Raw genomic sequence first — 20,993 nt, forward strand, 5'->3', positions numbered from 1 at the left:
GGCGTTCATGGAACTGTTACCGCTTTCGCTGCTCGCCGGGATACTGACCGTGCTCTCGCCGTGCGTGCTGCCGCTGCTTCCCGTCATCCTGGCCGGGTCTGCCGCAGAGTCGGGGCGTCGCAGCACCTACGTAATCATCGCGAGCCTTGCCGTCTCGGTTGTGGCATTCACGCTCCTGATTCGCGGAGCGACCGCGCTGCTCGGCGTGCCGACCGACGTCTGGCTCATCGTGTCGGGCTCGCTGGTCGTGTTCATCGGGCTCACCCTGGCGTTCCCAGCGCTGTGGGAGCGCATCTCGGTCGGCTCTGGCCTGCAGCGAGCCACCGGTGAGCTGGTCGACTCGTCGTCCCAGCGGACCGGCACCGCGCGCTCGCTGCTGCTCGGACTTTCGCTTGGGCCCATCTTCACGAGTTGCAGCCCCACCTACGGACTGATTCTCGCCGCCGTGCTGCCCACAAGCTTCGCGGTCGGGTTCGTGAACCTCCTCGCCTACACGGTCGGCCTGAGCGCCGTGATGCTGCTGATCGCGCTCGGCGGGCAGTCGGTGACCCGGCGCATGAAGTGGGCGGTCAACCCCAGCGGCGTGTTCCGGCGCTCGCTCGGCGGCGTGCTCATCGTCGTCGGGATCCTCACCGCCACCGGGGTGGTCAAAGACATCGAGGCCTGGTTGGTCGAGCGGGGCATCCTCGGGGCGGTTCTGCTGGAGCAGGACATTCTCGACAACGTCGACACCGGGGTGGATGCGCCAGACCCCGTGCGCATCGACGGCAGCGCGCCGGTTGAGCCGCCCGCCTTTCTCGAGCAACAGTTTGCCGGGATCGACTGGCAGAGCGCCGACCCCGCCATCTTCCAGGCGGTATCCGGCGGGCCGGCCCGTGACGGCATCCCCGCCCTGAACGATCCCGGGTTCCTGCCGATCAACCAGGTGACGTGGGGCGACGACGTGCAGGCCATCGTGCTCGCGGATGGCGCCAATCCCGTGCGTGTCTACAGCTACAACGTGCTGGTGTGGCACGAGACCGTCAACGACACGATCGAGGGCGTTCCCGTCGCCGTGACCTTCTGCCCGCTGTGTGGCAGCGCCATCGTGTTCGAGCGCACGCTGCCCGACGGCACAGACACGACCTTCGGGGTGAGCGGGGGGCTCATCGACAGCAACATGATCATGTTTGACCGCGCCACAGAGGGGCTGTGGCAGCAGAGCACAGGCCGCGCGCTCGCCGGTGAGTTTGTCGGAACCGAGCTGGCGCTGCATCCGTTCCAGCTGCTCTCGCTCGGCGACGTGCGCGAGTCATACCCCGACGCCCTGGTGCTGAGTTCCAACACCGGTCATGCGCGCGACTACGAGAACAACCCGTACGGAGACTACGACCAGAGCAACCAGTTCTACTTCACCCCATCGACAGTAGACGAGCGTTACCCCGCCAAGATGATCGTGGCCGCGTTCATTGTCGACGAGCAGCGCGTCGCCGTACCGTGGCTTGCCTTGCGAGAGGCGGGTTCACTCCAGGCCGACGTGGGCGGCGCGCCGGTGAGCCTGACGGTGACCGGCGGGGAGCTTGACGTGCGCGACGGGGACGGGCGCTCGCTGCCCTTCTACTTTGAGATGTGGTTCAGCTGGGCAGTCCAGAACCAGGAGTCGGGCATTGTGCTTGATCCGTCAACCCGCTGACTGTCGGCTTTCCACGCGGGAGCCGGTGCGCCGCACCGCGGTCAACCCGGCGGGTCGGCTGCTCGCCTCCACCGGGGTGAGCGGCAGAAGATCGCGCAGCTGCCGTGTCTCCGCAAGATCCAGAACGGAGTGCTGCACGCACGCAGGCACGAGACGCCCGTCATCCGGATGGCTCATCGCATAGGAGCACGATTGCAGTCGCACCTGCGTCTCGCGCACCGACGCATCGTCGCTCATCACGCCGCGCTGCAGCAGATCCCAGGCGGGCGCAACCTGCTCGGCATCCATAAAGCTGTGCACCACGAAGGTTCGAAATGACACTCGCCGTGCAAGTGCAGCCCGGAGAAGCAGGCGGATGCCGCCCGCTCGCCTGACGATCCGGCGAAGCTGGCCGACCGCGACCGCCACGTCACCGGGGTGACGCAGTGCCGCTCGAACGAGCTTCACCGCCAACACCGGCCAGGGTGTGCCCCCGAAGACCATCCCCCCGGCATGCGCCAGAAGCGTGTCGCGCGCCGCGATATCCCGGGCATTGTCGGGATCCAGGGCGACCGTGAATCGCCCGTCGACCTGCACGCCGGTCGTGTAACGGTTGCAGGAGGGATGCCCGAATTGCGTGGCGCGCCACGGCAGGGACTGCCCGGCGCCCGCCTCCACCTGCGACCACACGGCGTCGATCGACACGTCGGAGAAGTCTTCCTTCCAGCGGCGATCGTCGCCGATGTAGGCGGCCGGCTGAAACGACATCATGTCGAACGGCATGTCGAGCACCGCCCGAACCGTGTCTGCGACCTCTGGCAGGTTCGACGGGGTGACCGTCATGTTGTGCGCCAGGTAGGAGCGCACACCGTGCTGGCGCCTCAGGTCGGTGAACATCCGGGCGAACCGCGCTCGGGACGGGTTCAGCTCGGCTTCGCTGTGGGGTCGCACGGCCCCTCTGCGGCCGCGCATCAACGAATCGAAGTGGGCGGCGAAAGACACGCGATCGAAACGACGTCGTCCCTGATCGTCGAGCACCACATCGAGGAGGTAGTCGTAGTCGAAATCGCCGTGCGTCATCGACATGGGTTCACGCCCATGACGCCGCATGATCGCCAGGGCGGCGGCGTGGTCGGCGGCGGGGAGCAGGCTCACCTCACCGCCGATGAGCTGCGCATGGGCCCGCGGGCCCCGCATTTGGCGGGCGAACGCCATCTGCTTCTCGACCTGCTCGAGCGTGTGGCCCCCGTCAACGCTCACCTTGTTCGCGTCAGCGGAGTGATAGCAGGGCGAGCAGGTCAGGTTGCACTTCGGAAACACACCATGTGTTCCCTCACACCCGATCGCGCTGCGCCCCAGAAGCTGGTTGTCGGTCTGCACTTCCGCCGGCAGCTCGGACCATCGCCGTTGCATTGCCAGCCGACTTTCGGGATGGATCGGGCGGGTCGACAGCTCCCACCTCGCCAGAGATCCCCACACCGTCATGCCGCTTCTCTCATCGAAAAATTGTCTACGTCGACCCTGCGCCCCAGTAGAACACCACCGACCGTGTCGCTTCTGTATCCCACGTCACCAAGACTCGATGTCGTAGGGGTCACGAACAATGACCACCCGACCTCAGGGAGCCCTCCGTGGAGATACAAACGTTTGAGGCGAGTGCCGCCGGTGGCACCGGCCCCGCAGAAACCCTCGTGTTCCTCCACGGCGGCAACGTCGCGGGCTGGATGTGGGGGCAGCAGGTTCCCGCCTTCGCCGACTACCGGGTGCTGGTGCCCGACCTGCCGGGTTTCGGGGCCAGCAACCACCTGCCGTGGCGATCGCTCGAAGCAACTGCCGATGATCTTGCCAACCAGATTCCTGACGGCGCCCACGTCGTCGGCCTGTCGCTCGGCTCGAGCGTCGCGCTGCACCTCGCGGCTCGACACCCGCACAAGGTGGCGAGCCTGTTCCTGGCCAGCGCCCAGGTGACGAAGCCCGCCGGACGGCACGTCGTGCTCGGTCGCCTCATGATGCTGTTCTGGAACCAGCGCGGCTTCTGGACAAGCACTGCCCGAAGTTACGGTCTCACCGGAGACGACGCCGACCTCTTTGTCGAGACGGGACTCGGGATCAGGCGAGAAACTGCCCGATCCATTCTGGATGAGGTGGCGCGCGGAATTCCCTCGGCCGTCCTGGAGGGCGTCACCGTGCCGACTATCGCCGTCGCGGGTGGAGCGGATTCTGCTGCGATCGCCGTCGGCTCGTTGCGCCGGCTCTCGGCGGGCATCCCCGGCAGCGTCGTCGCCACGGCGCCCGGCCTGCACCACCAGTGGAACATCGAAAACGTGGACCTGTTCAACGAGTCGCTGCGTCACTGGCTGGAAACCCGTCGCGCTGCAGCTGGGCTCTCAGCAGCTCGGCCCGATGCGCAGAAGCCGCAGAATTGACCCGTTGCGCAATGAATACTCGAGTTGTATCATCCCTCGACGTCGCGGTATATCGGCCAATTTTTCGAGCCTGCGAAGCCTATTAGGCACCATTTGCGCATTATAGACACGCTTTTCATCGTCGCGCGCGCCTTGTCGACGTGAGGTCGCAGCGGCACGATCTATTCATGCTGATTCACCCAACCACGAGGGACTGATGACCACAGACGAGCGCACACGACTGCAACTGGCTGCTGACCTGCCAGGGGCTGCGGCGCGCGGTGAGATCGTCGCGTACTACCAGCCGTTGGTCGGGATTGCAGGCGGCGCGGTCGTCGGGGCTGAAGCCCTCGCCCGCTGGTTCCACCCGCGGCTCGGCCTGATAGCGCCCGACGTGTTCATCCCGCTCGCAGAAGCCGTAGGCAACATCGTGGAGATCGGCGACTTCATGCTGGACACCGCGTGCGACTTCGCCGCAATGTGCTGCCGCAGCGGTTCAGATGTTGACATTGCAGTGAACGTGTCGGCCATCCAGTTGCGCGACGAGTCGTACGCCGCGCGCGTGCTCGAGACGGCTGCCCGGCATGGCCTTGATCCCCGGCATCTCACCATCGAAGTTACCGAGTCCGAGGTTGTGCACAACATCGTCGACGTGGGCGAAAGGTTTGCGGTGCTCCGCGCCGCTGGCGTCACCGTCTCGATCGACGATTTCGGCACCGGCGAATCGTCGATCGAACAACTGCTGGCCCTCCAGGCGAGCGAGCTCAAAATCGATCGGAGTCTCGTGAAGGATCGCACTGCAAGCTCCAAGACCCTGCTCGCTGCTGTCATCTCCTTCGCCCACGACAAGGGCCTTCGCGTCGTGGCCGAAGGAATAGAGACAAGTACGGAGCTCGCTGCGGTGTCAGCGCTCGGAGTCGATCGCGTGCAGGGTTTCCTCACCGGCAAGCCGATGCCAGCAGAGGAGTTCCTCCAGTTCATCACGGCATCGCGGTCGACGTGACGGTCAAGGATCGCAGCATTGTGGATGCTCCGCTGCTGCTCAATCGCTACCGCCCGCTACAGATTCTCGCCCGCGGCGGGTCGTCATCTGTCTACCGCGGACGGGACGAAATTCTCGGGCGGGACGTTGCCATCAAGCTCTTCAAGGCGGGAGCCGTCGCAGACGTCAGGACGCAAAAGGAGGAGCTGCGGCTCCTTGCGGGCCTCAGCCATCACGGCGTTGTTGCCGTCATCGACGCAGGGATCGACGACTCGACCCCCACCGATCCGCGTCCCTTCATCGTGATGGAACTCGTGCAGGGCCACACGATCCGCCAGATCATCAACAAGCGCCAACTTTCGACGCGCGAAATCGGCGAGATCGGTTTCGAGATTGCGGAGGTTCTCGAATACATCCACTGGCGAGGAGTCATCCACAGCGACATCACGCCATCCAACATCATGCTCGTCGACTACGGCACCCTGCATTCGCGCCCGCGGGCGAGGCTCACCGACTTCGGGATAGCCATCGACACGCTGACTCGCGAAAACCAGGTGAAGGGCCTCGCCGGCACCATCGCGTACATGAGCCCCGAGCAGGCCGTGAGCAAACCGATCACCCCCGCATCCGATATCTATTCGCTCGGACTCGTCTTGCTCGAGTGCTTCACCAACGAGTTGGCGTTCCCGGGCAGCCCGATCGAGTCGACCGCGGCCCGGTTGGCGCGTGGGCCCGAGATTCCTTCATCGGTGGATGCCGGTTTCGCGCCGGTACTCGCCGCGATGACCGAGCGTCAGCCCACAGATCGACCCACCGCTGGCGAGCTGATCGAGGCTCTGCGAAACGCTCTGCGAGTTCCGCAGGGCTAAAGCTCGCTACAGCCCTTCGGCGTCAAAGCTCTGTTCGACGAGCGGAGTCGCGGTCTCGGCGACCTCGATCTGTGCCCACACCACTGGCATTCCGGGGGAGAACAGGATGTCCAGCCCGGGGCCACCACGCAGCGGGGGCACGGTCACGTAGCCGCCGCCGGCCTTGATCGCGTCGAGGATGCTGTTCTTCAGCGCATCGACGGGGGAAGGGAGAAAGTAGTCCTTACCGTCGACGGTAAGCCGGTGAATGATCATCGAGAGCCTGTCTGCTGCAGTGCGGGTTCGCCCCTCTACGTTATCGCGATTTGAATTTCGTCTGCGACGTGACGTTATTGCCTGATCAGACCGGGTATGTTCGATAGCGTCGGCTTTTTGTGTGCCGCGAAACTTACCGGAGGTTCACCAGTGGGATACCTGCACTACGGCGGGGAAGAGTTTGAGTTCGATGATCGGGTTCTCACTCACCTGCAGGTCGTTATCAGCACGAAGCTGCGTCGCAAAGAGGATTTCTTCTTCACGTGGCTCGTGCCAGCGGATCGCGGAAGCGGCCGCCATGCGATCTGGATCGACAACGGTGTGCCCATCCACTTCTTCTACAGCGGGTCGCGCAATGTGGCGATCAACCGTGAATGGATCGAGTTGATGGTCGCGGGCGCCAGCAGGGCATCCGGTTTGCTGCTGGCGGATGAGCCGGCACAGCAGTGACGATCACCCAACCGGCACCCACGAGTGCGGTGCTGCGCAACAACGTCCAGGTGTCGGGCGACCTCGATGCACGTCCCATGGTCTTTGCCCACGGCTTCGGCTGCAGCCTCGAGTCGTGGCGGGACGTCACCCCGCACTTCACCGAGTCGAACATGGTGGTCACGTTCGACCTGGTTGGCTCTGGCGGATCAGACCTTTCTGCCTACGACCGCGGCAAGTACGACTCCCTCCATGGTTACGCCGACGACCTGATTGAGATCATCGACGAGTTGGGTCTCACCGATGTCGTGTTCGTCGGACACTCGGTGAGCGCCATGATCGGCGTGCTCGCTTCCATTCGTCGCCCCGAACTTTTCGGTGCGCTCATCCTCGTCGGCCCCTCGGCGCGCTACGTTGACGCCGACGAATATGTCGGCGGGTTCTCTCAGCCCGACATCGACGCGCTGCTCGACTCGCTCGATTCCAACTACCTCGGCTGGTCGTCCGCGATGGCTCCGGTCATTGCGGGCAACGCCGAGCGCCCGGAGGTCGGCGAGCGTCTCACCACGAGTTTCTGCAGCGTGGATCCAGCCATCGCGAGCCACTTCGCCCGCGTCACGTTCCTCTCCGATAACCGGGACGACCTCGCGCGGGTTTCAACTCCGACGCTCGTGCTGCAGTGTTCCGACGACGTGATCGCGCCGCTGCCGGTCGGCAACTTCGTGAACGAGCACATCCCGGGAAGTCGCATGGTCGTTATGGCGGCCCGTGGCCACATGCCGAACCTGTCAGATCCAGACGAGCTTGCGGGAGAGATCCAGGCTTTCCTGTCGTGACGACCGACGTGTCGTTCGAGGAGCTGTACCAAAATGCGGCGTGCGGTCAGTTGTTGACGGATGCCAGCGGCATCATCACCATCGTCAACGAGACGTTCCTCAACTGGAGTGGACGATCGCGCGCCGAGGTTGTGGGTGTGCAGTTTCGTGACCTCCTCACGCGCGGAAGCCTGCTGTTTTACGAGACGCGTTACCTGCCGGTGTTGCGCCTCAGCGGTGAGGTTCGAGAGGTTGCCCTCGAACTGAGCAAGACCGACGGATCTGTGCTGCCCATCCTCGTCAACGCGATCGAGGTGGGAGGATCGACCAGGATCGCCGTCTTCGATTCAACCCAGCGGCAGGATTACGAGCGAGCACTGCTTGCTGCTCGCCGCGCCGCTGAGGTCTCCGAGGCCCGGGTTCGCGTGCTTCAGGACGTGTCGACCGCCTTCTTTGCGACCTCGACCGAGGAGTCCCTCGCCGAAGCATTGCTGGGGATCGCCCGTGACGCTTTCAGCGCAACCGACGGTGCGGTCGTTCTGGTCGATGGCGCGGGGTCGCTGCGCATCGTGGCTGGTGCACACCTGCTTGAGCCGTTGGTTGGGGTGTGGGTCGGGCGTCCCAACCCCACTAAGCCCTCGGCCGAGCAGCTGACGGTAGTCGCAAACCTGCGCGAGGCGGAGGCGCTGTTTCCCGCGGCAGCCGACATCCTCCGGTCTATCCGGATGGAGGCGCTCACCGCGACGCCGCTCATCGGCGCGAATGGTTCACTCGGTTCCCTGGTGCTGTTGTTCGGCCGCGAGAGAACGTTCGATGAATCGACCCTCGAGTTGCACCGCGCGCTGGCTCGACAGGCCTCACAGGTTTTCGAGCGCATCCAGCTCCAAACGGAGCTTGAGCAGATGGCGCTCCACGATCAGCTCACCGGCCTCGCAAACCGAAACCTCCTGCGAGAGCGGCTGTCGCACGCACTTTCGCAGGCCGACCGCACCGGGCGTGCGATGTCGGTGATCTTTCTCGATCTGGACGGCTTCAAGCCGGTCAACGACGAACTGGGGCATCGTGTCGGAGATGCAGTTCTGCAGATTGTTGCCAAGCGTGTGCACGGCGTCGTGCGCGAAGCAGACATTGTGGGCCGCTTCGGCGGCGATGAGTTTCTGATCGTCTGCGAAGAAGCGGACGTGGATGTCGCCAACCTCATTGCCGAGCGCGTGGTCAGTGCCATCGCTCAACCGATGACGGAATTGCCGGGCGACAGAACGATCAGTGCCAGCGTCGGCGTCGCCTGCTTTATGCCAGGTGACCTCGTACCGACCGGCGATGCTCTCGTACGAGCGGCTGACGCGGCCATGTACGCCTCGAAATCCGCGGGTTCGGGCCGAATCACCGCTGTGCGCGTCTAGCTCCGCACCTCCGCCGACAGGAATGGTGGCGGGCCGACAAGTCTCATGGTGCCGGAGGCAATGGCCGCCTGCCTGATGCGATCGAAGTCGACGGGGGCCGCGGGTTGCCCATCGAGCGCAGGTTCGCTTGCCATCCGGTAGAAGTTCTCGCCGCCGCCAGGGGTGTGCAGGCACAGCATCCGCGCCCCATTCGGCCCGGCCAGAAATGCATGTGGTGTGTTGCGGGGGATGACCGCTACGCCGCCGGCCCGCAGCTCGCTTTCGGCACCATCGACATGCAGGAGTATCGATCCCGCCAGCAGATAGAAGGTCTCTTCGGCCTCCGGATGCGTGTGCAGCGGGGTGGGCTTTCCGGGCTCCACCTCGTCTTCGAACATGAGGAACCCCTTGTTCACCTCATCTTCGCGTACGAGCCAGGTGTGCAGCCCTCCGCCGGAAAACCAGCGGCGCTCTGCTTCGTCAGCATTTCGGATCAAGGACGTGGTTGTCATGGGATGCCCATCTCGTTATGGGACACTAGTCCCATAACGAAACTACGGTACCGTGAGTATCGTGTCAACGAAATATCATGAGACTGGTCGCGCCGGGCAGAAGAGCCGCACACGATCGGCGCTGATCGCCTCGGCGCGCGAACTTGTCGCCCGGGCGGGGCGCCCACCGACGGTAGCCGAAGCCGCGGAGGCCGCGTCGATTTCCCGAACGACTGCCTACCGCTACTTTCCGACGCAGCGCTCCCTATTGATTGCGGCGCATCCTGAGACAGAGGCGACCTCGATGCTGCCCTCCAACATCGGGGACGATCCCGAGCAGAGGCTGGAGGCTGCTGTGCGGGGCTTCCTCGCCATGGTGATCGACACCGAGGCGCAACAGCGGACGATGCTGCGGCTCTCGCTGGAAGCCGACGCGACACTGCGGGATCTTCCTCTGCGTCAGGGTCGGGCGATCGGCTGGTTCACAGAGGCGCTTGATCCGCTCATCCCGCAGCTCGGAGTCGACGGCGTGCACAAGGTCGCCGTCGGGGTGCGTGCTGTGGCGGGTATCGAGGCACTGGTCTGGTTGGTCGACATCGCGGGGATGACCAAGGGCGACGCGGTCGAGCAGATGGTGTGGTCATCCATCGCGGTGCTTCGGCGCGCGCTTTCAGAATCGCCCGCATCGCAGGTTCAGACTCGACGCCGGCTCTAAGAGTCGCGGTCGCGCACGATCAGCACCGGGCAGTGTGCGTGCTGTGCGCAGGCCGAGCTCACCGATCCCATGAGCATGCCGACGAACCCGCCGTGCCCGCGGCTGCCCAGCACGAGCATCTCGGCCCGCTTGCTCTCATCGAGGAGGACTCGGGACGGGAGCCCCTCGACTGCAGCGCTGGTGAGGTGCGGGGGAGGATCGCCATGAAACGCCCTCTCGAGCGTCGTCGAAAGGATCTCCCGGGCATCTCTTTCGGGAGACCAGCCGTTCATCGCGTATCCGCCGTCGAGCGTGGTGGGGTGACTCCAGGTCGTGACAACGCGTAGCGGCAGGTCCAAAGCCTTCGAGAGCCTGACGCCCTGATGCAGCGCAGCAAGCGACGCGTCAGACCCGTCGACACCGACGACGATGGGCAGTGCGGTCGTGTTTTCCATAGACACAGCATGCGCGCGCTGTGACGGGCATCGCTAGGGCCGAAAGTCACAATCCCCGACCGAAATGCCCTGTTTACCGGCTGTTTCCTCATGATACTGTCCAGCTAACCGGTCACATCGTCAGTGGCGGAGCCCGCGTGGATCAGACAAAGGAAACCAATGGCTGAAGGCACCCCACTTTCTGTCGGTGTTAGTGCCGAACACGACGCTCGCGAACATCGCGTTTCGCTTGACCCCTCCGCGGTCGCCAGTCTCGTGAAGAGCGGTTATAGCGTGGTGGTGCACAGCGGGGCTGGTGTGCCCGCCAGCTTTTCAGACCAGTCCTATGTGACGGCAGGTGCGTCGCTCACCGCTGAGGCAAACGTGCAGCAGGTCAGCGACATCCTGCCGCTTCTTGCGCTGCCGACGGGTGCCGTGATCGACGCGCTGCGGCCGGGGCAGCTGCTCGTCGGTCTCGTCGATCCTGCCAACAACCTCGAGGCCATCGCGGCGCTGGCTCGGCGGGGAGTCACCGTCGTTGCCCTCGATCTCCTTCCCCGCACCCTCAGCCGGGCGCAGGCGATGGATGCGCTGAGCTCCCAGTCGAGCGCCGCAGGCTATCGGGCGGCGATCGTCGCCGCCGATCGATTCGGTCGGTACCTGCCCATGATGATCACGGCGTCGGGCACCGCAACTCCCGCAAAAGTGATTGTGATCGGCACGGGGGTGGCCGGACTTCAGGCCATCGCCACCTCCCGGCGTCTCGGCGCTGTCGTCACGGGCTACGACGTTCGCCCCGCCTCGCGGTCCGAGGTCGAGTCGCTCGGGGCGCGCTTCCTGACCTCGTCTGTCGCAACCGGCGCGGGGGAGGGTGGATATGCTCGCGCGTTCACCGAAGCCGAGCAGGCCATCCAACAGCAGGAACTGGCATCGGCGCTGCCCGGCTTCGACATCATCATCACCACGGCCAGGGTTCCCGGCCGCACGCCGCCAGTGTTGGTGTCGGAAGAGACGCTTGCGAGCCTGAAGCCCGGATCGGTCTGCATCGACCTCGGGGCCAGCGACCGTGGCGGAAACGTTGTCGGGTCGGTCGACGGTGAGACGGTCACCACCGCGAACGGCGTCACCATCGTCGGCGCCGGCAACCTCGCCGCAGACCTCCCCACCTCCTCGTCAGAGATGTACGGCCGCAACATCGTTGCCGCGCTCACCTCCGTGGCGCCGTCAGGGCAGATCGTCATCGATCCGACAGACGAGATCCACCGTGCGATCGTCGTCTGCCACGGCGGCGAGGTCACCAACGTGGCCATCCGCGCAGCCCTCAACCTCGACCCGCTGCCCACAGAAGCTTCAACGACGAAACCACAGGTGGCATGATGCAGGCGCTTTTCGGAAACCTCGCGATCTTCGTTCTCGCCCTGCTGGTGGGAGTCGAAGTCATCGGAAAGATCCCGTCGACCCTTCACACACCGATGATGTCCGGCGCCAACGCGATCCACGGCGTCGTCGTCGCTGGCGCGGTCGTCACGGCCTCGCTAGCTAACAGCCCGGTCGGGTACGTTCTGACGTTCATCGCCGGGGCGCTCGCCGCGGCAAATGTGTTCGGCGGTTACGTCGTGACCGACCGCATCCTGAAAATGTTCACGAAGCCCAAAGGTCCGGCAGCTGTCGCGACCGGTAAGGACGAATCATGACCGGGTTCGAGTTCGCGGTGGGGTTGCTCTACCTGGCGTCCGCGAGCCTGTTTGTGGTGGGACTGCACCAGATGCGCGCTCCGTCGACCGCGCGAACCGGCAACCTGATCTCGGCGGGGGGAATGGTGATCGCCGTGCTGACGACGGTCGTCTATTCGCTCGTCGCGGCCGGGGGTGACTGGATCGCGTGGGTGGCCCTGGCCGCGGGATCGATTGTCGGCGCCGTCTTCGGAGTGAGTCAGGCGCGCACGATCAGGATGACGGCCATCCCTCAACTGGTGAGCGTCTTCAACGCGGTCGGTGGTGGAGCGGCCGCGGCCGTCGCGTTCGCCGCGTTCGTGCTGCCGACAACCAACGCCCGGCTTGAGCTGACGGTGTCGATTCCCGTCACGCTCGATGTGCTGATCGGCTCGGTCACCTTCTCTGGTTCGTTGATCGCTGCGGCGAAACTTCAGGGAATCATTTCTGGCAAACCCGTCACGTTCCGCGGCGCTGCCGTCGTGAATGTGATTGTTGCCCTCATCGCGATCGCGTCGGGTGTTGCCGCGATCGTTTTGCCGCGCAACACCGCCCTGCTGGTGGTGATGCTCGTCGCGTCGCTTGCCCTGGGAGTGCTCATGGTGCTTCCGATCGGCGGGGCGGACGCGCCGGTGGTCGTCTCGCTCCTCAACGCCTTCACGGGTCTCGCCGTCGCGATGGCCGGATTTGCGATCGACAACCAGGCCCTCATCATCGCTGGCGCCCTCGTCGGCGCCGCCGGCACGATCCTGACGCTGCAGATGGCCGCAGCGATGAATCGCTCGGTGCTGTCGATCATCCTGGGCGGTTTCGGCACCGGCGATGCCGAGGTTGGTGCAGGCTCAGACGACGACGACCTCAGCCAGATCAGAAGTCTGAGCAGCGACGATGTCGCGATCCAGCTGGCCTACGCGCGGCACGTGCTCATCGTTCCGGGCTACGGTCTCGCTGCCGCGCAGGCACAACACGAGGTCGCAGCCCTTGCCGCGCTTCTGATCGCTCACGGCGTCGATGTGAAATACGCCATCCATCCGGTCGCTGGCAGGATGCCGGGCCATATGAACGTGCTGCTCGCGGAGTCCAACGTGCCCTACGAGCAGATGCTGCAACTCGACGACGCAAACGCCGCCTTCGACAATTGCGACGTCGCCCTCGTCATCGGAGCCAACGACGTGTGCAATCCCGACGCCCGCACGCCGGGAAATGTGGTGTCGGGGATGCCGATCCTCGACGCCGACCACGCGAAAGCAGTCGTCGTGATCAAGCGATCGATGCGACCGGGGTATGCCGGAATCAACAACCCGTTGTTCACAAACCCCAAAACCGGGATGTTCTTCGCCGATGCGAAGAAGGGTCTCGCTGACATCACCGCGTCTGTCAAGGAGTATGTTTCCGCCTGATGGATTCGCGAACAATTTACACAAGAGAGAAGCTGCACCATGTCGCATGACGTGAGCGAGGATGGCTGGTCTCCGCAGGGGCCGGTTACCGAATTGTCGGATGCCGCGAGCTGGGACCTGCTCAGAGGACGCACCTTCGGGCGTCTGGGGCTCAGCCAGGATGATCGGCCCGAGATCTATCCGGTCAACTTCATCTGTGATGGCGAATCCATTTTGTTCCGCACGGCGGAGGGATCGAAACTTCGGGAACTCACGCACAATCGCCACGTCGTCTTCGAGGCCGATGCCGAGACGAATGGAGGTGTGTGGAGCGTCATATTGAAGGGACAAGCCGAGGTGCTCACGGTCGACCCGGTTCTGACGGAGGAGGCTCTCGCGGCTTTCCCGGCCTGGGTTCCCACCCAGGCTTTCGTCTACGTCAGGATCACCGCTGACACGCTTCGCGGCCGGTTGTTCGAACATCACCTACCGATCGGGCATCTCTAACGCCGCCGCTCTGCGCTGTCGAAGGAATATCACGCACCACAGGCCCGTTATAGCCTCAATGAGCATTAAGCCCGGCACCCTTGCCCCCCAGCTGACCCTTCCGCTTTCTACTGGCGGGGTGACGGACGACCTGCTCCTCGGCACCGGCGAAGGCGGTCGCTTCACCCTCGTCGTGTTCTTCCGCGGATTGCACTGCCCGTCGTGCCGCCGCCAGCTGGTCGAGCTTGACCAGCGCCTGGGCGAGCTTCAGGACGCCGGATTCGGGCGCGTTGTCGCCGTGAGCATGGAATCGGCCGAGCGCAGCCAGAAAATCGTCGAACGATGGGGCATTAGCGAGCTGCCGGTCGCGTATGGGCTCGGCGAGACCGCCGCCCGGGACTGGGGACTCTTCATCTCCCACGCCATCAAGGAGGGCGAGCCCGACGTCTTCAACGAGCCGGGCACCTTCATCCTCGACTCTGACGGCACTGTGTACTGGAGCAGCGTCGCGTCGATGCCGTTCAGCCGCACCTCCATCGATGACGTCATCAAAGGCATCACCTGGGCCGCCGAGAACTCCTACCCCGCCCGCGGCGCAGCCTGACAATGCGGCTCAGCGCAGGAGACACTCTGCCCGCGCTGGAGCTGGTGGGCGCCATCGGCGGTTCGGCCAGCATCCCGCCAGCACAGGGCTACGTGCACCTTCAACTGCGCCGATTTTCCGGCTGCATGGTCTGCAACGTGCACCTGAAACAGGTCGTGCAGCGTCTGCCCGAGATCACTGCCGCTCACGTGCAGGAGGTTGTCGTGTTCCACTCGACGGTCGCCGAGGTGAAGCGGTACGAGAGCGAACTGCCGTTCGTGGTTGTGGCGGATCCCGACAAGAACCTCTATCGGCGCTTCGGGGTGGAGCGGTCATCCACCGCCCTCCTGGCGGCCTGGCGCACGCTACCCAGGGCCGTGCTGGGCGCAGCGATAACCGCCATTCGCACCCGCAGGCTACCGCCGCTGAAACCCGTGGGTGGGGAACTCGGATGCCCGGCAGACGTCCTGATCGACAGCACCGGTCGCGTGGTCGCCGTCAAGTACGGCACCCACGCCGCCGATCAGTGGTCGGTCGACGAGCTTCTGGAGCTGGTGGACGCGGCCGGATCCTGAGTCGCCGGCTTGTCGCCGAACGGGACGCTCGCGATCACCGCTCCCAGCACGCCACCCACCGCGATCAGCACGACCAGCTCGGTCAGTGGCGTGATGCTCGGGCTGAAGGAGGGGCCTTGCGCCCAGCCGGCGACCTGAATCAGCACGGCGGCGACGGTGGTCACGGCGACTCCGACCGCGACGGTCGCGACGCTCAGCGGCGCCCGCAGCCGGGTGGTGGTCGTCATCCTCGCCGTCGTGGGGGCGGCGAGCACCGCCACGAGCGGGGCCAGATGGTAGTTGGTCGTCGGGGTGACGGCCGCCAGGATTATCCACAGCAGGGAGATAGCGGCCACGCCGAAGGCCGCGTACGCGATCACGCGCCTGTCTGTCTTAGTCACTGATCACGCCGGATTCGATGCGGGTGGTGAGCCGCACGTCGGAGTGCAGGGTGCGATGCACCGGACACTTGTCGGCGATAGCAAGCAGCGACTCCCGTTGCTCAGGCGTGAGGTTACCGACGACCACGATGTTTCGGTCGATCTGCTCGTACCCGACCGTCGGCGGCTCGGTGCTGGCGTCATCGCGCACCCGGCTGAAGCTCAGAGTCACCTCGACTCGCTCCAGCGGCAGCTTCTTGCGGGTGGCGTACATGCGCAGCGTCATCGTGGTGCAGGCGCCCAGTCCCGCCAACAGCAGGTCGTAGGGAGACATCCCCGTGCCTTCGCCGAGCGGCTCAGGCTCGTCGGAAAGAATGGTGTGCTCGTTCGTCGTGACGGTCTGGCCATACGGACCTTTTCCGTTCTCCGTGACCCGAACGACCCCCGGCTCCAGAGCTGCGGCGGAGGGATCGGTCGCGGCCGCGGTGGTCAGCGCCGGAACATAGCGCCGCGCCCAGGCTCCGATCACATCGGCGGCGAACTGGGCATCCGCTGGCGCCGTGAGCAGATGATCGGCGCCATCCAGCGCGACGAATGATTTGGGATGACGCGCCGCGTCGAAAATTTGCCGGGCGTTGTCGACCGAAACCGTCTGGTCGATCGGGGAATGCAGCACCAGCAGGGCGGCGGAAAGCTGGGCTACCTGCTTCAGTTGCTGCTGCTCCTCCAGATCCCGAAGAAACTGCCGCTGGATGCGGAACGGTCGCCCGCCAAGCGAAATCTCAGCGCTGCCGTCGGTGCGCACATCGGCGACGCTGTCACCCAGGAGCTCGAGCACGTGTGTGGGGTCGGCGGGAGCGCCAATGGTGACGACGGAACGAACCTCGGGCAGCTGGGCTGCGGCGACGAGCACGGCCGCGCCGCCCAGGGAATGACCGATCAGGATGCTCGGCGCCTCGCGGTTGTCGCGGAGGTATGAGGCCGCGCGCACCAGGTCGTCCACGTTGGAGGTGAAGTTCGAGTTGGCGAAATCTCCGCCGGACTGACCCAGCCCGGTGAAGTCGAAGCGAAGCACGGCGACTCCCACATCGGTCAGGGCGCGGGAGATGCGGGTCGCTGCAACGGCATCCTTGCCGCAGGTGAAACAGTGAGCGAAGAGCGCGTAGGCGAGAGGTTCACCCTCGGGCAACTCCAGCCGTCCGGCAAGCAGCTCGTCCAGTGATCCCGGGAATTCCACGCGCACCGGGGCGCGGCTGGCCGCCATCCCTAGCCCATCTGCTTCGAGAGAATGGCGAGACCGTCAAGGTCGGTGAGGATAATCCTGCCGCGGGCCTGGCGGATGAGTCCGCGGGAGGCGAGGTCGGCCATCGTCTTGCTCGTTGACTCCCTGGTGGCGCCGAGCAGCCCGGCCAGCTGGTCGTGGGTGAGACGGATGGTCACATACCCGAGTCGGGAGACCCGCTGCGACCCCGAGAGGCGCACGAGGGTGCTTGACACGCGGGCGATGAGCGGCCGCAGCGCCAGGTCGGTCAGTCGCTCCTCGAGTCGAGCCACCTCCTCGCCGAGATGGCGAGAGATACGAACAGCGATGCGAGGGTCTGACAGCAAATGACGCTCGACATCCTGCACGCTGAGCTGGCAGATCTGGGTCTCTTCGATGGCTTCGGCGTAGTTGTCGTACATGCGCTGGCCGACGAGCAGCATTTCGCCGAACACCGCACCCGGCTCGAGGATCGCCATCGTAAGGGCCTTGCCATCCTCGGTGACCCTGAAGATCCGAACGCGGCCCTCCTTGAGGATGAACAGCGCGGTGATGGGCTGGCTCTGGCTGAAGACGATGTCGCCGTTGTGAAAGGTCTTCGAGGGCGCCATGCGGTCGATAGCGGCGATCTCAGCTGCGGTCAGATCGGAGAAGAGTTCCACCGAACTGAGGCAACTGAAGGGCTCGGGACTACTGGCCTGCAATGGATTGGTCTCCCGCCCGTCTGGTGACCACGGGCGTCGGCTACCTGTCGGTGCCGACGCCACGCCCATGGCGCACTCCTCAATCATCGACTATTTTTGAGGATCTTGACTGCTATTGCACCCAGAATCGCGCCATAAATAAGGTGACCCATCAGCGAGAACAACGCTGGCGTGTCAATGGTGAACAGTGGCATGCCGAACATCATCGGCATCACCATCAGCGGGCCCAGTACCCACCAGACCGCGCCGTAGCCCAATCCGACGACGATTCCGCGCGGGTAGGTGGTGAGCAGAAGATTGCCGAAGATGACAGTGAGGCCGAGGCCGATCATGATCGACATTCCGATGTGAACGATGAAGCCGACCACAGCCGAGCTAGATCCCACCATGGAGGCGATCATGGGCAACATGCCCATCATCGCCATCAAAATGCCGAACGCGATACCGCCGGCGACACCGCCGACGAGCCCGGCGAGAGCCCGGCGTCCGATGGTCGCCCCGGAGTGACTGACGGTTGGCATATGAGTTGCGGTAGTCATTATTTTCCCCTCTTCAGTGGATGTTGCGTTGCCTGACGCTATTCCCGCGACGTCCCGAAGTTTTGCGACCCAGGACACACTGCGCGAAACCGCTGTGGTCAGGGGATGGTCGCTGCCGCGGCCACGATGTGACCGCCGCGAACCGACACCTCGCTCAGGTCGCTGCCTGCCTCCCTCAGAATGGTCCACGGATGTGCGGTGATGTCTGAACCGCCCATCGCGCAGGCCAGTCGCGCGAGAGGAGACAGGATGGCTGCCGCTCCGGTCGGCAACTGCATGTCGACGATCCCGGCGCGCCCGCCGGGCCGGAGCACCGCCCGCATCCGCTCCCAGGCAGCACGCCAGTCGTCGATGACGCTCAGGGAGTATGTGGCGAAGACGGCATCCACCTGCTCCTGCCCGAGGTCGCTGGCGGTGAATTTCGCGGCGTCTGCGCTCACCGTCGTGACGTTTGACCATCGGTTGCTGGCGATGCGCCGATCGGCCATCCCCAGCATCGCCGGGCTGCGGTCGACACCGATCACCCGGCCGGTGGGCCCAACGGCGGCGAACAGAAGCGGAAAGTTCAGCCCAGTGCCGCAGCCGAGATCGAGAACCGTGTCGCCCTCATTCAGCCCCAGCAGCTCGACGCCGACGACGCGGCCGCGTCGGTACACCGGCCATTCCCCGGAGATGGCGTCATAGAACGGTGCGCCGCGTTCGTAGGTTCCGTTCACCGATATTCGGGATTGGAGTCGAAGCCGAAGTGCTCGCCCTTGTCCCACTCTTTGCGGAGGTTGCCCTGGGCGGGAATGCCGCCGGCATCCTTCAGCATCCTCGCCATGTGCAGCAGGTTCCAAGTCATGAAGGTGGTGTTGCGGTTGGTGAAGTCGTTCTCCGGGCCGCCGGAACCCTCATCCAGATAGCTCGGACCGGGCCCGACCTCGCCGATCCAGCCGGCATCAGCGGCCGGAGGAATGACGTAGCCGATGTGCTGAAGGCCATACAGCAGCGACATGGCGCTGTGCTTCACGCCATCCTCATTGCCGGTGATCAGCACGCCGGCGGTCTTGCCGTAGAAGATGTACTGGCCGCGGTCGTTGAACATGCCGCTCATCGCATACAGTCGCTCGATGAACTGGCGAGTAACCGACGAGTTGTCGCCCAGCCAGATCGGACCGCCGATCACCAGCACATCGGCCTCGAGGATCCGCGGCCAGATGTCGTCGGGCCAGGCATCCTTATCCCAACCGTGCTCGCGCATGTCCGGGTACACGCCGGTCGCCACGGGATGATCGATGAGCCTGACCGCTTCGACAGTCACCCCGAGCTGCCGCATCAGGTCGATACTGCGATCCATCAGCCCCTGGGTGTGGCTGATTTCTGGCGACTTCTTGAGGGTGCAGTTGACGTAGACGGCGCGCAGGTCTGAGAAATCGGGCGTGGATGTGGTCATACCTCGACACTACGGCGGCGGCATCCGCTGTTGTGTGTTTTCGATCACCGAGGCTCCCGCCCTCCGCTGATAAACATGACCGAGTACGCGCACGTGCGCAATGAGGGGGAAAGCTTTGGCTGATTCATCGATGTGGGACCTGATTGTCATCGGCGGGGGGAGTGCAGGGCTGGTCGCCAGCAAGGCGGCAGCAAACTTCGGCGCCAGGGTCTTGCTGATCGAGAAGGATCGCCTCGGCGGCGACTGCCTGTGGACGGGATGCGTGCCGTCGAAAACTCTCATCGCTGCGGCGCACTCAGCCGCAGCCGCAGCGCGAGTCCAGGGCGTTGACCCCGGTGCTCACCGGTCTGTAGCGAGTTTCGCCGACACCATGCACGCGGTGCACGATGCCATCCAGACCATCGCCCCGGTCGATTCCAGTGAGGCGCTCGAGGCCGAGGGGGTCGCCGTGGCCCACGGCCATGCGCGATTCCTGTCTCGCCGCAGTCTCTCGCTTGATGGACAGGAAATCCGGTTCGCGCAGGCCATCATCGCCACCGGAACCACCCCGAGCGTGCCAGAGTTCCCGGGAGCCGCTGGCCTGAACATCGTCACCAGCGAAACCTTTTGGGAGTTGCGGGAGCTGCCGGAAGAGCTCGTGATCCTGGGCGGCGGAGCAATCGGGTGCGAGCTCGGGCAGGCGATGGCCCGTCTTGGCTCCCGCGTCACCATTGTGCAGCGCGGCGGCCGCATCCTGCCCAAGGAAGAGGATGCGGCCGCGCGCATCGTGCACGAAGCTCTCATTGCGGATGGGGTGACCATCCTCACCGGCCGCTCGGCGGTCGCCGCGTCATCCACGGATGACCTGGCGGGAACCATCACCCTCGACGACGGCCAGGTGCTGCGGTTCGATCGACTCGTCGCTGCCCTCGGACGTCGGCCCGAGACATCCAGCCTGGATCTTGCCGCAGCCGGGGTCACCACCGATGAGGCCGGATACGTGCGCGTTGATGCCGCGCTGAGAACCGAGAACCGCCGCATTCTGGCTTCCGGTGACATCACGGGACTGGCACAGTTCACCCACGTCGCCGGGGTGAACGGCAGCGTCGCCGCGACCAACGCCATCCTGGGCCTGCGTCGCAAGGCCGAGACCCGGGTGATTCCGCGCGTCACCTTCACCTCACCCGAGGTCGCCGCCGTCGGCATCGAGGCATCCGCCGCAGACCCCCGACGCCACCGGGTCTTCACTCAGCAGCACAGCCACTCCGACCGGGCGATCACCGAGAAGGCCACGTCCGGGTTCACCCAGATCGTGGTCGAGAAGAGCGGACGCATCGTGGGTGGCACGATCGTCGGGCCCAGAGCGGGCGAGACGGTGGGAGAACTCGCGCTCGCCGTGCAGAGCAAACTTTCGACGAGCAGCATCGCCAGCACCATCCACCCGTACCCGACCTACAACGACCCGCTGTGGAACGCCGCGGTCAGCGACGTGAAGCACCGTCTCGGCGCGGGTGCCATCGCCATCGCGATAAGGGTCTTGCGGAAGGTGCGGAACGCCCGAATGGCGTGAGAGC

Annotated in this window: 25 protein-coding genes; 15 read left to right on the top strand and 10 right to left on the bottom strand. The window is 64.9% G+C overall.

Translation table 11 applies throughout. The annotated features are described in order from the left end of the window. Positions 1 to 7 precede the first annotated feature (7 nt). Complete coding sequence (locus QMG83_RS12810; protein ID WP_283505794.1) at positions 8 to 1,672, top strand: DUF3179 domain-containing (seleno)protein; 1,665 nt, start codon at positions 8 to 10, stop codon at positions 1,670 to 1,672. Here QMG83_RS12810 and QMG83_RS12815 read toward each other — a convergent pair. Then, the gene (locus tag QMG83_RS12815; protein ID WP_283505795.1) at positions 1,661 to 3,064 is read right to left on the bottom strand and encodes a hypothetical protein; all 1,404 of its coding nucleotides are present in this window, start codon (positions 3,062 to 3,064) and stop codon (positions 1,661 to 1,663) included. The genes QMG83_RS12810 and QMG83_RS12815 overlap by 12 nt on opposite strands. Before the next feature lie 218 nt (positions 3,065 to 3,282). Between QMG83_RS12815 and QMG83_RS12820 the strand changes: the two genes are divergently transcribed. From QMG83_RS12820 to QMG83_RS12830, 3 genes are all read left to right on the top strand, one after another. Continuing rightward, positions 3,283 to 4,077: an alpha/beta fold hydrolase gene (locus tag QMG83_RS12820; RefSeq protein WP_283505796.1), complete on the top strand. Its 795-nt coding sequence runs from the start codon at positions 3,283 to 3,285 to the stop codon at positions 4,075 to 4,077. 196 nt (positions 4,078 to 4,273) lie between these two features. Continuing rightward, a complete protein-coding gene (locus tag QMG83_RS12825) occupies positions 4,274 to 5,059 on the top strand; it encodes an EAL domain-containing protein (protein ID WP_283505797.1) in 786 nt (261 codons plus the stop codon). Next, complete coding sequence (locus QMG83_RS12830) at positions 5,056 to 5,907, top strand: serine/threonine-protein kinase (RefSeq protein ID WP_283505798.1); 852 nt, start codon at positions 5,056 to 5,058, stop codon at positions 5,905 to 5,907. The genes QMG83_RS12825 and QMG83_RS12830 overlap by 4 nt, the downstream gene beginning before the upstream one ends. A 6-nt stretch (positions 5,908 to 5,913) precedes the next feature. On the opposite strand, the gene QMG83_RS12835 is transcribed toward QMG83_RS12830, so the two are convergent. Further along, on the bottom strand, positions 5,914 to 6,162 hold the full coding sequence (locus tag QMG83_RS12835) for a hypothetical protein (protein WP_283505799.1): 249 nt from the start codon (positions 6,160 to 6,162) through the stop codon (positions 5,914 to 5,916). 150 nt (positions 6,163 to 6,312) lie between these two features. Here QMG83_RS12835 and QMG83_RS12840 point away from each other — a divergent pair, with 150 nt between their 5' ends. From QMG83_RS12840 to QMG83_RS12850, 3 genes are read left to right on the top strand one after another with little or no spacing between them, the layout of a single operon-like run. Further along, on the top strand, positions 6,313 to 6,612 hold the full coding sequence (locus QMG83_RS12840) for a DUF7882 family protein (protein ID WP_283505800.1): 300 nt from the start codon (positions 6,313 to 6,315) through the stop codon (positions 6,610 to 6,612). After that, positions 6,609 to 7,427 carry an alpha/beta fold hydrolase gene (locus tag QMG83_RS12845; protein ID WP_349357994.1) on the top strand — a complete coding sequence of 273 codons (819 nt, stop codon included), beginning with the start codon at positions 6,609 to 6,611 and terminating at the stop codon, positions 7,425 to 7,427. The genes QMG83_RS12840 and QMG83_RS12845 overlap by 4 nt, the downstream gene beginning before the upstream one ends. Next, positions 7,424 to 8,809 carry a sensor domain-containing protein gene (locus QMG83_RS12850; protein WP_283505801.1) on the top strand — a complete coding sequence of 462 codons (1,386 nt, stop codon included), beginning with the start codon at positions 7,424 to 7,426 and terminating at the stop codon, positions 8,807 to 8,809. Before QMG83_RS12845 ends, QMG83_RS12850 begins: the two co-directional genes overlap by 4 nt. On the opposite strand, the gene QMG83_RS12855 is transcribed toward QMG83_RS12850, so the two are convergent. Next, the gene (locus QMG83_RS12855) at positions 8,806 to 9,300 is read right to left on the bottom strand and encodes a cupin domain-containing protein (protein ID WP_283505802.1); all 495 of its coding nucleotides are present in this window, start codon (positions 9,298 to 9,300) and stop codon (positions 8,806 to 8,808) included. The genes QMG83_RS12850 and QMG83_RS12855 overlap by 4 nt on opposite strands. A 61-nt stretch (positions 9,301 to 9,361) precedes the next feature. On the opposite strand from QMG83_RS12855, the gene QMG83_RS12860 reads away from it, so the two are divergent. Next, positions 9,362 to 9,994 carry a TetR/AcrR family transcriptional regulator gene (locus QMG83_RS12860; protein ID WP_283505803.1) on the top strand — a complete coding sequence of 211 codons (633 nt, stop codon included), beginning with the start codon at positions 9,362 to 9,364 and terminating at the stop codon, positions 9,992 to 9,994. On the opposite strand, the gene QMG83_RS12865 is transcribed toward QMG83_RS12860, so the two are convergent. Continuing rightward, entirely contained in the window at positions 9,991 to 10,428 is a 438-nt protein-coding gene (locus QMG83_RS12865) for a universal stress protein (RefSeq protein WP_283505804.1), read from the bottom strand. The two genes, QMG83_RS12860 and QMG83_RS12865, sit on opposite strands and share 4 nt — an antisense overlap. 159 nt (positions 10,429 to 10,587) lie before the next feature. On the opposite strand from QMG83_RS12865, the gene QMG83_RS12870 reads away from it, so the two are divergent. From QMG83_RS12870 to QMG83_RS12895, 6 genes are read left to right on the top strand one after another with little or no spacing between them, the layout of a single operon-like run. Continuing rightward, on the top strand, positions 10,588 to 11,784 hold the full coding sequence (locus QMG83_RS12870) for an NAD(P) transhydrogenase subunit alpha (RefSeq protein WP_283505805.1): 1,197 nt from the start codon (positions 10,588 to 10,590) through the stop codon (positions 11,782 to 11,784). Next, entirely contained in the window at positions 11,781 to 12,101 is a 321-nt protein-coding gene (locus tag QMG83_RS12875) for an NAD(P) transhydrogenase subunit alpha part 2 (RefSeq protein WP_283505806.1), read from the top strand. Before QMG83_RS12870 ends, QMG83_RS12875 begins: the two co-directional genes overlap by 4 nt. Beyond that, complete coding sequence (locus QMG83_RS12880) at positions 12,098 to 13,519, top strand: NAD(P)(+) transhydrogenase (Re/Si-specific) subunit beta (RefSeq protein ID WP_283505807.1); 1,422 nt, start codon at positions 12,098 to 12,100, stop codon at positions 13,517 to 13,519. Before QMG83_RS12875 ends, QMG83_RS12880 begins: the two co-directional genes overlap by 4 nt. Before the next feature lie 39 nt (positions 13,520 to 13,558). Further along, positions 13,559 to 14,005, top strand: coding sequence for a pyridoxamine 5'-phosphate oxidase family protein (locus tag QMG83_RS12885; protein ID WP_283505808.1), 447 nt, complete (start codon positions 13,559 to 13,561; stop codon positions 14,003 to 14,005). Positions 14,006 to 14,063: 58 nt separating this feature from the next. Then, positions 14,064 to 14,588, top strand: a complete 525-nt coding sequence (locus tag QMG83_RS12890) for a peroxiredoxin-like family protein (RefSeq protein WP_283505809.1) — start codon at positions 14,064 to 14,066, stop codon at positions 14,586 to 14,588. 2 nt (positions 14,589 to 14,590) lie between these two features. Continuing rightward, on the top strand, positions 14,591 to 15,142 hold the full coding sequence (locus tag QMG83_RS12895; protein WP_283505810.1) for an AhpC/TSA family protein: 552 nt from the start codon (positions 14,591 to 14,593) through the stop codon (positions 15,140 to 15,142). Here QMG83_RS12895 and QMG83_RS12900 read toward each other — a convergent pair. The 6 genes from QMG83_RS12900 to QMG83_RS12925 all read right to left on the bottom strand — a co-directional run bounded on the left by QMG83_RS12900 (position 15,091) and on the right by QMG83_RS12925 (position 19,440). Continuing rightward, positions 15,091 to 15,522 (bottom strand): hypothetical protein, encoded by a 432-nt coding sequence (locus QMG83_RS12900; RefSeq protein ID WP_283505811.1) that lies wholly within the window; start codon positions 15,520 to 15,522, stop codon positions 15,091 to 15,093. The genes QMG83_RS12895 and QMG83_RS12900 overlap by 52 nt on opposite strands. Next, complete coding sequence (locus QMG83_RS12905; RefSeq protein WP_283505812.1) at positions 15,515 to 16,765, bottom strand: bifunctional alpha/beta hydrolase/OsmC family protein; 1,251 nt, start codon at positions 16,763 to 16,765, stop codon at positions 15,515 to 15,517. Before QMG83_RS12905 ends, QMG83_RS12900 begins: the two co-directional genes overlap by 8 nt. Before the next feature lie 2 nt (positions 16,766 to 16,767). Beyond that, entirely contained in the window at positions 16,768 to 17,424 is a 657-nt protein-coding gene (locus QMG83_RS12910) for a Crp/Fnr family transcriptional regulator (RefSeq protein WP_283505813.1), read from the bottom strand. A 125-nt stretch (positions 17,425 to 17,549) separates the two neighbouring features. Next, on the bottom strand, positions 17,550 to 18,005 hold the full coding sequence (locus QMG83_RS12915) for a hypothetical protein (protein WP_283505814.1): 456 nt from the start codon (positions 18,003 to 18,005) through the stop codon (positions 17,550 to 17,552). 98 nt (positions 18,006 to 18,103) lie between these two features. After that, positions 18,104 to 18,721, bottom strand: coding sequence for a class I SAM-dependent methyltransferase (locus QMG83_RS12920; RefSeq protein WP_283505815.1), 618 nt, complete (start codon positions 18,719 to 18,721; stop codon positions 18,104 to 18,106). Then, the gene (locus QMG83_RS12925; RefSeq protein WP_283505816.1) at positions 18,718 to 19,440 is read right to left on the bottom strand and encodes a flavodoxin family protein; all 723 of its coding nucleotides are present in this window, start codon (positions 19,438 to 19,440) and stop codon (positions 18,718 to 18,720) included. Before QMG83_RS12925 ends, QMG83_RS12920 begins: the two co-directional genes overlap by 4 nt. Before the next feature lie 115 nt (positions 19,441 to 19,555). On the opposite strand from QMG83_RS12925, the gene QMG83_RS12930 reads away from it, so the two are divergent. Further along, positions 19,556 to 20,989, top strand: a complete 1,434-nt coding sequence (locus QMG83_RS12930; RefSeq protein ID WP_283505817.1) for a dihydrolipoyl dehydrogenase family protein — start codon at positions 19,556 to 19,558, stop codon at positions 20,987 to 20,989. The last annotated feature ends 4 nt before the right edge of the window (positions 20,990 to 20,993 follow it).

It is taken from the genome of Salinibacterium sp. G-O1, assembly GCF_030063305.1.
GTDB lineage: Bacteria > Actinomycetota > Actinomycetes > Actinomycetales > Microbacteriaceae > Rhodoglobus.